Here is a 13534-nt window from a genome sequence, read left to right as displayed (position 1 = left end):
ATCAGGCTAAAAGACTTGGTCCGGGCTTGCCGGTGAAGTATCCTTGGGAATAATCTATTCCATGCTCGATCACGGCTTGATATATAGATTCGCTGCTTACAAATTCGGCGATAGTTTTTGCGCCTATCTTTTTGGAGAACTCCACGATAGTTTCGATGATGATACTGTGGCGGGTGTTGTTTGAGATACCCTGTATCAAAGAACCGTCGATCTTTATATAATCTACGTTAAGATTTAGTATGTTTTCAAAATTTGAGTACCCCGTTCCAAAATCGTCTATGGCGATCTTGACGCCCAATTTTTTCGCTTTTGCTATAAATTCCGCAACCTCTGCATAGTTTTCGATCTCTTCATATTCAAGGATCTCAAAGATAATACGAGATGCGGTGCCCGTTTCTGTAATGATCTCAAGGATATCATTTACCGTATTTTGATGTTCGATATCACTTTTTGAAAGATTTATGGAGAACTGTTCTTTACGTGTAGAGAAGAGTTCACAGGATTGACGTACTACCTCTTTTGTTATCGCGGGATAAAGCTTTGTCTTTTTTGCAAGAGCTAAAAACTCTGCAGGAGGGATGATATTACCTTGAGAATCGATCAGACGAACAAGAGTCTCATATTCGCCGACCGTATTCGTATGTAAGTTTACGATAGGCTGATAGTAGCATATTATACGGTTATTGGCGAGTGCATCGCGTATGGTAGCGGTCATCGCAATGTTCTTATGAAGTATCTCTTCCACATTATCCTCTTCCTCATACAGAAGGATCGATTTTTTCTGCTCTTTTGCCCGATGCAAAGCGATATCTGCACGGGTTAAAAGCTTGTCGTTGCCGATCGCGATACCGGCTGTCATTCTTATGCTGAATGTTTCGTTATCGACGATAAAGACCTTTTCTTCAATGGATTGCAGCAGATTCGTGACGTGCTTATGAATATTTTTCCAGGAGATATCTTCTTTATAAAGAACGACAAACTCGTCGCCGCCAATGCGATAAGCGCTTATTTTCATCTCTTTGAACCACTCTCCAACCTGTTTTAAGATAGAGTCTCCTATGGAGATACCGAAAAAATCGTTGATCTCTTTAAAAAGGTCTATATTTAAAATAGCACATGCCATAGGAGCAGCATCTTGTAGCACTTCTGTAAGTTTTTGGCGGTTTGGCAGGTTCGTAAGACTGTCGTAATATGCCAGTTGAAAGACTTTGTCTTCGTTCTCTTTAAGTTTTGAAATATCGAGTACGGCGCTGACACGAATGGATTTACCAGCAAGGAGCATATCTCTTCCGCGTACGATCGCCGGAAAAGCAGAGCCGTCACTGCGCTGCATCCAGATCTCATAGGGATCTTTGTCGGGTATTTTGATCATACTTTTTGCGAGTTCTCGGCACTGTGGGGCGATAAACTCTTTTATATCCCTACCCAAGATATTGTCTTTGTCATATTTGAACATATTGATCATCGCACTGTTGGCATATATGCAGCATCTGTCTTCATCTAGGATGATCAGGCCCTCTATGGTCGAGTTTATAAGAGTGATAAATGTTTGAAGGGTAGTTTCTTGTTCAAACGCATCTGCTTGTTCATGAGTTTTTTCCATTGCTACCTTCCTTTCATCGCCCAAAGTAAATTATTGCCGAGACTTTGCTGATTGCTTTATAGAGATTTACTGTCAAATTTGTGCGGCTCGATTTTCCGTTTTTTGCATTTTATCTAAAAATAGTACGGATTCGATTACAATCAAATAATATTATTGTACTTAACGTACAAAAATATACTGTAAAACAAGTTATATTGACTTGTATAATACAATAAATATGAAGAGATTATGTATCATAACTACAAAAAAGTAGGTTAAATGAGCTATGGAAGTGTATGAAAAAATAAATTTATACTTAAGAGACAGAAAGATGTCGAAAAAAGAGTTCGCCAAAAAGCTGATTCTACTGGATGTCAAACTAAAAAATACAGGCAACATTCCTTCAGAAAATACTATTTATGCATATTTAAACGGCAGAATAGGAATAAAAATAGAACTTATTCCATCCATTGCGGAAGTTTTGAATATACCAGAACAACTGTTGTTTGATGACAGCTTTAGAGCGAGAAAGATATTTTTGAAACATATTTCAGAATCGATCACGGCAAAAGAGAAAGAGTTGTTACAATCTTCGTTATGCAAAGAAAGAGCCCTTGTAAACAAGATGGAAACGGATAAGTTTTATAAGATACAAGACCTGCTTGTTTATGCTCCTGAAATGTTTTTAGAAAAGCTTGAATCGATTTTACGAGAGTATAGGGATTTGACTTTAAAATTTAGGTAGATGTATCAGTTATACAGAGTATCGAGCATCAGTTGTATAGATGTTCGTCCGTTAAAGACATTTTTGCCGACCGTATAGCTGCAAGTGATCTTTTTGTCGCCGGGAACTTCCAAAACCTGTCTGAATGCCACTATCTCCAATATTTTTTTGTCGTAAGGATGGATCTTTATATTTAGCCTGCTGTGCGATCTGTCTGCACCGAAAAGTTTTATGCTTTGAAGCCGAGCGTCTCTTATAAGGAATTTTGGACGGGGATTTCCCTCTCCGTAGGGCTCGAACTTTTCAAGTATGTCAAGCAGTTCAAAATTTATGGCATCACTTTCAAGTTCACCAAGTATGTTCTCTTTGGGCAGAAAATCGTTCGGATCTATTTTCGATGCTTCCTCGTTTATCGCTCTTTTAAATGCCTCTATTTTGTCTTCTCGCAAACTGAGTCCTGCCGCCATTTTGTGTCCGCCGAACTTTTCCAAAAGATTTTTTTGAGAATCTATAAGAGAGAATATATCCACATCACCTATGCTTCTTGCACTGCCTTTTGCGATTCCGTTGTGTACGTTTAAAACGATGGAAGGTTTTTTAAATTTATTGACCAGTCTGGAAGCGACGATCCCGACGACACCTTCATGCCAATCTTTTCCTGCGACGACGATCACTTTGTCGTTTTGATCTACAAAGAGGCTTGCCGTTTGTGCCGTTTGTGCTTCTGTCGATTTTCTGATGTTGTTGAGATTGTTGAGCGTTTCAAAGCGCTGCGCCGCCGACTCATAAGTTTCTGCTGTCAAGAACTCCAATGCGATCGAAGCGTCTTCCAGTCTTCCCGCGGAGTTTATACGCGGTGCGATGCTAAAGGCTATGTCTTCTGAAGAGATGACGGCTTTATTCAAAAACTCTTTGATAATGATCGATGAAGGCCGAGGAGAAGATGCCATCTGCTTTAGACCCTCTTGAACGATCGCACGGTTTATGTTTTGCAGCGGCATGACATCTGCGATCACGGCAAGGGCGACGAGATCCAGGTACTGTTTCATATCTATCTGAACTCCGAGCTCTTTTTTTACGAGTCCCAGCAGCAGCCAAGCCACTTGTGCTCCGCATATCTCTTTAAACGGATAGGTGCATCCGTCGAGTTTGGGGTTCACTATGGCAAAGGCATCAGGGAGCTGCCGGGAAGGAGTGTGGTGATCGGTTATGATGAGGTCGATACCTCTTTCTTTGCATATGCGCGCGGCGTCAACGGCGGTTATACCGTTGTCCACGGTTATAACCAAGTCCGCATTGATCCTTTGTAAAATATTTTCGTTTATGCCGTAGCCGTCTGCGAATCTGTTCGGTATTATCGCGTTAAGCGGATAGCCGATCTCACGGAAAAAAAGTACCATGATGGAAGTGGAAGTCACTCCGTCGACGTCGTAATCGCCGACAAGCGTGATCTTTTCTCCGTTTTTAACCGCATCGGCGATTCTTTGTGCCGCTTTTTTCGAATTTTTTAAAAGTGTAGGAGACGGAATATCTTTTAATCTCTTATGACCGTCGGCAAAACGATCTGCTAGCAGCCGATAAACTTTATCGGCCGTCAGCAGGGGGATATCAAGAAATATGTTCAAGAGTCGCTTTTACAAATGCTAGGATAGTAGGGTTTGGTGTTTGTAGACGCGATGTAAATTCCGGATGAAACTGTACGCCCAAAAACCATGGATGATCCTGTACCTCTACCGTTTCGATAAGGCCGTTTGATTCGCCCGTGACTATCATCCCCGCATCTTCAAGTGCTTGTCGGTAGGCGGGATTTGCTTCATAACGGTGGCGGTGGCGCTCATATATGACCTTTTCGCCGTTGTACGCATTGCGAAGTATAGAGCCCTCTTTCGTTTCACACGGATACTCGCCAAGACGAAGTGTTCCGCCCATCGGAGATGTATGTGTGCGCAGTTGTTTGTTTCCGCTTTGATCCAAGAAGTTGTCTATAAGATATATCATCGGATACGGGGTGTTTTCATCGAACTCCGTGGAGTTCGCGCCTTTATAACCGAGTACGTTTCTGGCATATTCGACGAGCGTTAGCTGCATGCCCAGACATATCCCCAAATACGGTATTTTATTTGTGCGCGCATAGTTGATGGCCTGGATCTTGCCTTCAACTCCGCGGTTGCCAAAACCGCCTGCAACGAGAATAGAGTCACAGTCGCTTAGAAGTGTTTCGGCACTTTTCTCTTCTATCTCTTCGCTGTCGACCCATACTATATCGACGCGGGTATCAAGATGTGCCCCTGAGTGAATGAGTGATTCTGTTAGGGACTTATACGATTCTTTTAGTTGAAGATATTTGCCGACGAATCCTAAAACTATGCGGTTTTTCGGCTGCACTATCTTTTTGACCAGATCGTCCCATCTTTCCATATCGGGGTTAAGTTCGCCGAGTCCCAGCTCTTTTGCTATCGGGTTTAGGATGTTTTGTCTTAAAAAAGACATCGGAACATCGTAGATAGTGGCTGCGTCAAGCGCTTCGATAACACTGTCCTGACTAACATCACAGCTCATTGCAAGTTTTTTCTTGAACGTTTTTGGAAGTACGTTCTCGCTTCTTGCAATGATCATATGAGGAGAGATACCGATACGACGAAGCTCTTGGACCGAGTGCTGAGTCGGCTTGCTTTTGAGCTCTCCCGCGGCTTTGATGTACGGGATAAGCGCGACGTGGGCAAAAAAAGTGCCTTCGACCTCTTCGTCATGTTTCATCTGGCGGATAGCTTCCATAAAAGGAAGCCCTTCGATATCGCCTACTGTTCCGCCGAGTTCGACGATAAGGACGTCGCGTTCTTCGCCGGCTTTTTTGATACGGCTTACGATCTCGCCTACGATGTGCGGAACGACCTGTATGGTCTGCCCGAGATATCCGCCGCTTCTTTCACGTTCGATCACCGAAAGATAGACCTGCCCCGTCGTAAAGTTGCTTGATTTTAAAAAAGACGTATCTAAAAATCTTTCATAGTTACCGATATCCAGATCCGTCTCTGCACCGTCTTTTGTGACAAAAACCTCTCCATGCTCCAGGGGACTCATGGTACCGGGATCGACATTGATGTAAGGATCAATCTTTAGCATTCCTACATTTACACCGGCGTGTTTCAACAGAGTTCCTATACTGGCCGCAGTAATTCCCTTTCCAAGAGAGCTTAAAACTCCTCCGGTTACAAAAATGTATTTAGTCATGCACAAACCTTACTTTAGTAAATAATTAGGCGATTATATTAAAAAATCTCTTAAAACTCTATATGGAGGCTGATTAAGCTGATATAATTAGCAGATAATTATGGAGGATGAATGCAAGAGGCCGTCTTATATATTTCAATCGCTTTGGGTATATCCACCGTTATTAATATCGTACTCAAACATTACGGGATCTCACAGATCATCGGTTATATTTTAACGGGTACGATCATTAGTCATGCTTTTGGATTGGCAGGCAATGCTCATAGTGCACTTCTCGATCAGATCGGTGAATTCGGCATTGTCTTTTTGATGTTCACCATAGGGCTGGAAATATCTTTGGCCAAAATGAACTCGATGAAACTGTTTATATTCGGCAACGGATTTATGCAGGTCGGTTTTACGTCGCTCGTGATCTTTGCGATCACCTATTATCTGTTTCATCTTGACTATATGTCTTCGCTTATTATTGCGCTTTCGTTTTCCATGTCGTCTACGGCAGTCGTTTTAACGTATCTGAAAAACTCTAAAAACATATACACCTCTTACGGGCAGAGATCGACGGGAATCTTGATCTTCCAAGACATTGCGGTCATCCCGATACTTATTCTTATCGGTATTTTGACCAATGAGGGCGGTGAAGATATCTATACGATCCTGTTTCATACGTTCGTAAGTGCGGCCATCGTATTGTTTTTGCTCTTGGTCGTAGGTAAAAAAGTGATATCTTGGCTATTGCAGTTCTCTGCGACATCTGAGCTGGACGAGCTGTTCATGGGCTCTGTCTTGTTTGTGGTAACCGGAGCGTCACTTATAGCGCATTATCTGGGATTTACGTATTCTCTGGGCGCGTTTGTCGCCGGCATGGTCATAGCCGAAACGAAGTACCACTATAAGGTCGAAGCAGATATAGCTCCGTTTAAAGACATGCTGCTTGGAACGTTCTTCATAGTGGTCGGGATGAAGATAAACATCTCTCTTTTTATCGACAACATCTCTTTGATTTTTGCCATATTCGCCATGGTCCTTTTGCTAAAAACCCTTATCACTTTCATTGTCATCAGAATAACGTCGACGAACTCCATATCTTTTAAAACGGCGCTTTCCATTTCTCAAGTCGGAGAGTTCTCGTTCGTCATTTTCGCTATCGCTTCCATGGGCGGGATCATTAAAGACGAACTGAGTCAGCTTCTGGTCTTGGTCGTCATCTTGTCCATGGTGCTGACACCTTTTTTCATATCAAAAGTAAGATCTATTTCAAGAATGTTTTTTAAAGAGAACATGTCCGTACCGGAAGTCTCGAATCTTCCGAACAGAAAAGATCATATCATCGTCTGCGGCTACGGCTCGGTCGGCAAATATGTTTCTCAACAGCTTAATGAATACGGAACGAACTATATAGTCGTGGACAACAACCCCAAAAACGTAAAACGAGCGGTAAAGGATGGAATGGAAGCCTATCTGGGTGATATGTCAAAACGTTCCATCTTAGAAGCGATACATGTAAAGGAGTGTGCGATAATCATCGTTACACTTGATAACGTAGAGAAGAAAAGACTTATCTGTGAAGCTATCGTAAAGCAGACAAACGATGCGAACATCATAGTAAAAGTGGTTTCTGCGGAGGAGGGCTACAAGCTGGAAAAACTGAATATTTCTATGATCGTGGATTCAAAAGTCGAAGTCGCGAGAGTCTTGGTCGAGAGGGTGATGACCTGTCAGCTAAAAATATAGGGGGGGCAAAAGAGCTGATCTCTGACACAAAGTGTCAAGCTTTAGCTACGCTAGTTATTAGTTCCCTCTTGAACCCGGTTTTATGGCTTCGCTTCCCGCCTGACACATAGGACAAGCATCCGATGAATACATTTCAAAAGTAAAGTCCGCAAGTGCGAAGAACGGAATGTCTTGAGGCAGCTTGCAGTTTGGCTTGGTCGTTACGTCGCTGTTCTCGCGTTTACAAAATCCGCGGTTTGCTAAAGCTGCGACACCGACAATCTTTCCGCCTAAAGATTCGACGACTCGTGCTGCTTCCATTGCAGAACCGCCTGTCGTGATGATATCTTCGCACATCAGGACTCTTTCATCTTTACTTACTTCAAAACCGCGGCGGATGCTCATTTCGCCGTTTACCCGTTCTGCAAAGATATACCTGCATTCAAGTGCTTGCGCAAGGGCATATCCTGCGATCAGTCCGCCAAGGGCAGGTGCGCAGACGGTATCTATCTTTAAACCGCTCTCTTTTATTTGTGCAGCCAAAGCCGTCGCCAAAAGATTTGCGGTCTTTGGATCCTCTAAGACTTTTGCGGATTGCAGATAATATTCTGAATGATTGCCTGAACTCAGTTTGAAATGTCCATGTAAAAGGGCATTCGCATCCATATAGATTTGTTTGATATCCATTGAATTTTCCTAGTGTTGAGTATATTAAAGAGCATCTATGATGCGTGAGTTCCCTGCTGAAGAGAACTAAATGCTAACGCAGCCAAAGTGACTTTGTTGCTTTGGCGTATTAAACTTTAAGGATTTCCGCTTCTTTTGTTTTTAGTATCGAATCTATCTCTGCGGTGTATTTATCTGTGAGTTTTTGGACATTGTCCTGAGCAGATTTTGATTCATCGGTTGTGATCTCTTTATCTTTTTCAAGCTTTTTGATCTTATCGTTTGCGTTGCGTCTGTCGTTTCTTACGGCAACTTTCGCGTTTTCTCCCATGACTTTCATCTGTTTAACGCTTTCTTGACGTTGTTCGACCGTCATTGGAGGGAAAAACAGTTTGATCGTATCACCGTCGTTGTTCGGGTTCACGCCGATATTTGCTTTGGCGATCGCGCTTTCGATATCTCCTAAAAGATTTTTTTCCCAAGGGTTGACAACTATCGTTGTAGCATCGGTCGCCAAAACGGAGCCGACCTGATCAAGCGGGGTCATCGTACCGTAATAATCAATTTTAATATTGTCTAAAACCTGAACGGTCACCTTACCGGTACGAAGCGTTTTAAAATCATGCATCATATGTTCGATGCTTTTTTTCATTTTTGTTTCACATTCATTAAATATTTCGTTTAACATAGGACCCCTTTTGAAAGTGTGGTATACAGTTGATAAAATTGTAGCAAAATGGTTTTAAAAAAGAGTTGAGTGCGGATATGATCCCGCACTTTATTTTGTAGCGTTGTTTTGTTTTGCTGCGGCAGGTGCGACAGGCGCTTCAACGACATTGCTTTCTTTTACCGTATCGACTACCGATTCGCTTTTAGCCTTAGAATAAAAATAGCCAAGAGCGATAGTGTTTACCAAAAATAGAAAACCTATAGTGAAAGTAGCTTTTGCTAAAAAGCTACCCGGTCCTTTAGCTCCGAAAACGGACTCGTTTGAGCCGCTATACGCGCCTAATCCTATGCTAGAACTTTTTTGTAAAAGTACAACGATCACGATTGCAATTACGAGTACAATCTGAACAATAAGCAAAAAGCCTGTAGTCATATAAATCCCTCTGCTATCTTCGGCTTATTAAAGCTGTGATAGAATATATAAAAGTTGCGAATTATATCCAAATAATAGTAAAGATGTAAAATATAAAGCTGTAATTGGCTATAATTGCGTTAACTTCAATTAAAAGAATATGTATGAAAACTATCAAAACTATATCGATTTTGTTGATATTGCTTGTAGGAGCTTTTACATATTACAATCTGCATTCGTCGGGCGGGAAGGAAGCTCATAAGTATGAGCAAAAATCAAAACCTCTCATAGCTCTTAGTACTTATGCTCTTTATGATGCGGCAAAAAACATCGCAGGCGACAGCATGGAGTGTTTTTGTGTGCTTCCTTACGGTGTCGAAGTTCATGATTTTGAACCCACGCCAAAGCTAATGGCAAAACTTCATGATTCGGATCTTGTCGTTTACAGCGGAGCCGGTCTGGAGCCTTGGACGCATACTTTTGAAGATGAAAAGAACGGACTCGATATGAGCGGATATGTAAAGCTTTTGGATGCGGCTCATCATGAGGATGAAAAAGAAGGGCACCGTCATGAGCTTCAATTCGATCCGCACTACTGGCTTGACGTCGATAATATGATAACGGCCGTAAACGTTCTCAAAGAAAAGTTCACCAAGATTCTGCCCGCGAATAAAGAGCTTTACAGTGCGAATGCAGAAGCATATATCGCAAAGCTAAAAGAGATAGATGTTCAATACAGGCAAAAGATGAGCGCGTGTAAACTCGATACGATCGTGGTCGATCACAACGCATTCTCGTACCTTGCGGTAAAATACGGCTTTCATGTCGAATCCGTCAGCGGACTTTCACCCGATGCTCAGCCGAGCGCAAAAGTGATGAACAGCATCATAGACAAAGTGAAAGACAAAAACATAAGTACGATATTCTTTGAGTCATTTGCAAGCGATAAGGTCATAAATGCTATTGCGGAAGATACAAAAGTAACAGTCGATATGCTTCAGCCTATCGCAAATATAACGAAAAAAGAATCCGAGGAGGGTGCTACGTATTATTCGCTGATGATTCAAAACCTGCAAAAAATATCGGAGGCCAGAGAGTGCCGATAAAATTTGAAGTACCTATCTTTGACGTTTCATCACTCGGGTTCAGGGTGAACTCGCAAAGTATCTTGGAATCGCTTTCTTTTAAGATATTTTCCGGTGAATATGATGCGATCATAGGACCAAACGGAGGCGGCAAGACGACTCTTATCCGTCTGCTTTTGGGTTTGGAGAAACCCAGCAGCGGAAGTGTAAAGATATTCGGTAAAAAGATAGAGGAGTTTAAAGAGTGGGACAAGATAGGTTATGTCCCGCAGCGTGCATCTCATGTCGATATCACGTTTCCTGCTACGGTGCTAGACGTCGTCAAGATGGGTAGAACCGCCAAAAGAGGTTTTTTTGCGAGGTACTCCGCTGAAGATGCGGCTTGTGTTGAAGACGCTATGAGAAAGATGGATGTCCTGGATATCAAAGAGAAGATGATAGGCACTCTTTCAGGCGGACAACGACAAAGAGTGATGATAGCGCGCGCACTTGCTTCAAAACCGGAAGTTCTTATTCTTGATGAGCCAAATACCGGGGTAGATGTAAAGTCACAGCAAAGATTTTATGAACTTCTAAGAGGTCTGAACAAAGACGAGAAGATCACGATCATTTTCATTACCCACGATATCGGTGTGATCGCCGACGATATCAAAAGACTTTTTACGATAAATAGAAAACTGCTGACTTGTAATAATCCAAAAGAAGCGATAAGCTGTGAAGAGATGAGTCGGCTGTACGGTGTCGATGCGCATCTTCTTTATCACCACCATCACCATCATTAAGGTATTTTCTGTATGTTTGAATACGATTTTATGCAAAGAGCATTTTTAGCCGGGTTTATTATCGCAACACTTGCTTCCATCAGCGGTTCGTTCGTTGTTTTAAAACGCTATTCGATGATGACCGAGACCCTGGCACACTCCGCACTTGTAGGTGTCGCCGTAGGGCTTTTCGCAGGATTTTCTCCGCTTTGGATGGCAGTGTTCATGGCAATATTCAGTGCATGGCTTATAGAATACCTAAGAAGTACGTTTCATCTTTACTCTGATGCAATACTTGCGATCTTTCTCTCGGGCGGTCTTGCTCTTGCCATCATCATCGTATCGCTCGGCGGTGCGTTTAACAACTCTTTGTTCAGTTATCTTTTCGGTTCCATTCTAGCCGTCAGCAATGACGACCTGATAACTATGGCGGTATTTGGTTCTATCTCACTTATCCTTTTGCTCGGTTTTTCAAAAGAGCTTTTTTTTATATCGTATGATGAAGAGGTCGCACATACAAGCGGCATAAAGGTAAAAATGCTGAACTATCTTCTTGTCACCGTCGTCGCAGTGATCATCGCGCTTTCAATAAGAGTTGTAGGCACTCTTCTTATCGGTGCACTTATGGTCATACCGAGTATCGCTGCGCTGCAGTACAGACAAGGATTTTTAAAGACGGTCTTGATCTCTTTGGCTTTTGCTCTTCTCTCAGTGATCATAGGTATGACGCTTTCATATTACTATTCACTGCCTTCGGGAGCCACTATAGTCATGTGCGTGATTCTGTTTTTTATTATATCGCTGGTCGTAAATAAAAGATGAAAATAAGTCGTGAGTTTTCAAAGTATGCGCGAGAGTATCCGAAGTTCAATCAGATACAGGAAAAAGTCGCAAAGAAACTTATAACATCTCTTAGAGGCAAGCCCAAAAAGATCTTGGATCTTGGATGCGGAAGCGGAGCCATCTATAATCTTTTAGACTGGAAGCCGGAGAAGTTTGTCGGCGTCGATTTTTCGCATAAGATGTTAGAACTTCATCCAAAAGCTTCTAACGTCAGATGTATATTGGGCGACTTTAACGATGCTGCGCTTTTTGAAGATCTTTTGAAAGAGGATTTCGATTATGTCGTATCGGCTTCGGCTTTGCAGTGGGCGGAGGATTTAAAAAGCGTATTTGAACACATAGCAAGGTTTGATGTTCCGTTCTCTTTGGTGCTTTTTACTTCCGGTACGTTCGCTGCCGTAAACAAGACGGCAAAAATAGATCCGATCACGCCTTCAAAAGAGCAAGTCATCGAGTTGGCGGCAAAGTGTCTCAAAGCGGATATAGAGATCGTGAACTATTCATTAGAGTTTGAAAGCGTACGCGATATGTTCAAGTATATTAAAAAAAGCGGGGTAAGCGCAGGGCGTAACGTGCTTGATTATAAACAAACCAAAAGACTTATGGATGAGTATCCGCTAAATTATCTGGAGTTTGAAGTCGTTTATATAAACTCTTTTTCCAAGGCGTAAAGCGTATAGCGTATATGTTTGAAGTTTTCCGAGAGTGTTGGATCGGCTAATTTATATATTTCTTCTAAGACGCGGGAGGATTCCTGTGCTCTTTTGAAGTTCGCGGTTATGATATTTTGAAGGCTTTGTCTATTCATTTCCGAAGGAGTTGAAGGACGAAGGACGTCGTTCATACTGTCCCTTCCGTTTAGCAGCGGTTTTAGATCATCTATCTTTGCAAGATGACGAAGCTCTTTGAGTTTTAAAGAGAGCTCTTTGTTGTTATCTCTGTATCTCGCTATATCCTCGACGACGCGTATTCCCTCTTTAAGACGGTTGAGATTTGCATCGCACACCCGAAAAAGATCGGGTGTAAGTTCGTTAGTCATCGCTTGAGCCAAAGATGCCAAATAGCTGCAAAAGCGTTATAAACAGATTGAAAAAATCCAGATATAAAGCGATTGCACCGTCCATCGGTGTCTCATACGCGCCGCTTATGACGTTTTGCGTATCATGGATGACCATTACGCTTATGACAAGCAGGAAAGCGGCTTGAATAAACAGGAATATAGCCGGACTGTGAATGAAAAACACGTTTATCAGTGAAAATCCAAGGATCACAAAAAAAGCTATAATCAACGGTTTGCTGTATGTAGTAAAATCTTTAGTCGTTTTTATCGCAAAAAAGCTCAATGCTCCAAAAAGAGCGGATGTCATTAAAAAAGCGTTCGCGACTAAAGCACCGCCGCCTTTCATTCCTAGAATATGACTTAAAAGCGGAGTTATTATAATACCGCTGACAAATGTGAAAGCAAAAAGTGCGATCATATTTATACCGGGCTTATTTTTTACCATATTCAAGCCAAACATCCCAAATAGCATCCAAGGGATAGCTATAAACCAGTAACTTGCCGCAACAGCGCCCGCAAATGGAATTCCTACATACGCACCGACCGCAGCAGCAAGCATAGATGCAGCGAATAGTTTGTACGTTTCTTTTACAAAAGAGACGGTCTGTGCTTCAGTACGACGCACAGCTTCAAAGCCGAATGAAGTAGATCTTGCATAATCTCTATCATATAATCCCATATATTTCTCCTATTATTATAGTGCAGTATTATAATATAGTTTTTCGCACATATAATTTACAAGTGAAATATATACTAAATTTATGAATGATTAGTTAACAAAAATTGAACGT

At 42.0% G+C, this 13534-nt stretch carries 14 protein-coding genes; 6 read left to right on the top strand and 8 right to left on the bottom strand.

Features of this window, described 5'->3' with window-relative positions; translation table 11 throughout:
- Position 1: 1 nt before the first annotated feature.
- Positions 2-1603, bottom strand: coding sequence for an EAL domain-containing protein (locus tag WCY03_RS11385; RefSeq protein ID WP_345992941.1), 1602 nt, complete (start codon positions 1601-1603; stop codon positions 2-4).
- A gap of 310 nt (positions 1604-1913) precedes the next feature.
- Between WCY03_RS11385 and WCY03_RS11380 the strand changes: the two genes are divergently transcribed.
- Positions 1914-2327 (top strand): hypothetical protein, encoded by a 414-nt coding sequence (locus WCY03_RS11380; protein WP_345992940.1) that lies wholly within the window; start codon positions 1914-1916, stop codon positions 2325-2327.
- Between the two features lie 5 nt (positions 2328-2332).
- Here WCY03_RS11380 and recJ read toward each other — a convergent pair whose 3' ends face one another.
- Both recJ and WCY03_RS11370 read right to left on the bottom strand, forming a co-directional pair.
- Positions 2333-3931, bottom strand: a complete 1599-nt coding sequence (gene recJ / locus WCY03_RS11375) for a single-stranded-DNA-specific exonuclease RecJ (protein WP_345992939.1) — start codon at positions 3929-3931, stop codon at positions 2333-2335.
- Positions 3915-5537 (bottom strand): CTP synthase, encoded by a 1623-nt coding sequence (locus tag WCY03_RS11370; protein WP_345992938.1) that lies wholly within the window; start codon positions 5535-5537, stop codon positions 3915-3917. The genes recJ and WCY03_RS11370 overlap by 17 nt, the downstream gene beginning before the upstream one ends.
- Positions 5538-5648: 111 nt before the next feature.
- Between WCY03_RS11370 and WCY03_RS11365 the strand changes: the two genes are divergently transcribed.
- Positions 5649-7268 (top strand): cation:proton antiporter, encoded by a 1620-nt coding sequence (locus WCY03_RS11365; protein WP_345992937.1) that lies wholly within the window; start codon positions 5649-5651, stop codon positions 7266-7268.
- Between the two features lie 57 nt (positions 7269-7325).
- Here the strand turns inward: WCY03_RS11365 and pyrE are convergent, their stop codons facing one another.
- The 3 genes from pyrE to secG form a co-directional block, all read right to left on the bottom strand.
- The gene (gene pyrE, locus WCY03_RS11360) at positions 7326-7934 is read right to left on the bottom strand and encodes an orotate phosphoribosyltransferase (RefSeq protein ID WP_345992936.1); all 609 of its coding nucleotides are present in this window, start codon (positions 7932-7934) and stop codon (positions 7326-7328) included.
- A 109-nt stretch (positions 7935-8043) separates the two neighbouring features.
- Entirely contained in the window at positions 8044-8601 is a 558-nt protein-coding gene (gene frr, locus WCY03_RS11355; RefSeq protein WP_345992935.1) for a ribosome recycling factor, read from the bottom strand.
- Between the two features lie 90 nt (positions 8602-8691).
- The gene (gene secG, locus WCY03_RS11350; protein ID WP_345992934.1) at positions 8692-9015 is read right to left on the bottom strand and encodes a preprotein translocase subunit SecG; all 324 of its coding nucleotides are present in this window, start codon (positions 9013-9015) and stop codon (positions 8692-8694) included.
- Between the two features lie 143 nt (positions 9016-9158).
- Between secG and WCY03_RS11345 the strand changes: the two genes are divergently transcribed.
- Genes WCY03_RS11345 through WCY03_RS11330 form a run of 4 tightly spaced genes read left to right on the top strand, consistent with a single transcriptional unit; the run spans position 9159 to position 12354 of the window.
- Positions 9159-10100, top strand: coding sequence for a metal ABC transporter substrate-binding protein (locus WCY03_RS11345; RefSeq protein WP_345992933.1), 942 nt, complete (start codon positions 9159-9161; stop codon positions 10098-10100).
- Complete coding sequence (locus tag WCY03_RS11340) at positions 10091-10861, top strand: metal ABC transporter ATP-binding protein (protein ID WP_345992932.1); 771 nt, start codon at positions 10091-10093, stop codon at positions 10859-10861. The genes WCY03_RS11345 and WCY03_RS11340 overlap by 10 nt, the downstream gene beginning before the upstream one ends.
- A 12-nt stretch (positions 10862-10873) precedes the next feature.
- Entirely contained in the window at positions 10874-11662 is a 789-nt protein-coding gene (locus WCY03_RS11335) for a metal ABC transporter permease (RefSeq protein ID WP_345992931.1), read from the top strand.
- Positions 11659-12354, top strand: a complete 696-nt coding sequence (locus tag WCY03_RS11330; protein WP_345992930.1) for a methyltransferase domain-containing protein — start codon at positions 11659-11661, stop codon at positions 12352-12354. Before WCY03_RS11335 ends, WCY03_RS11330 begins: the two co-directional genes overlap by 4 nt.
- Here WCY03_RS11330 and WCY03_RS11325 read toward each other — a convergent pair.
- Both WCY03_RS11325 and WCY03_RS11320 read right to left on the bottom strand, forming a co-directional pair.
- Complete coding sequence (locus WCY03_RS11325; RefSeq protein ID WP_345992929.1) at positions 12327-12722, bottom strand: thiamine-phosphate pyrophosphorylase; 396 nt, start codon at positions 12720-12722, stop codon at positions 12327-12329. The two genes, WCY03_RS11330 and WCY03_RS11325, sit on opposite strands and share 28 nt — an antisense overlap.
- Complete coding sequence (locus WCY03_RS11320) at positions 12715-13422, bottom strand: Bax inhibitor-1/YccA family protein (RefSeq protein WP_345992928.1); 708 nt, start codon at positions 13420-13422, stop codon at positions 12715-12717. Before WCY03_RS11320 ends, WCY03_RS11325 begins: the two co-directional genes overlap by 8 nt.
- Positions 13423-13534 lie beyond the last annotated feature (112 nt).

It is taken from the genome of Sulfurimonas sp. HSL-1716 (genome assembly GCF_039645975.1).
GTDB lineage: Bacteria > Campylobacterota > Campylobacteria > Campylobacterales > Sulfurimonadaceae > Hydrocurvibacter > Hydrocurvibacter sulfurireducens.
This window is presented reverse-complemented; position numbering and strand designations above follow the sequence as displayed.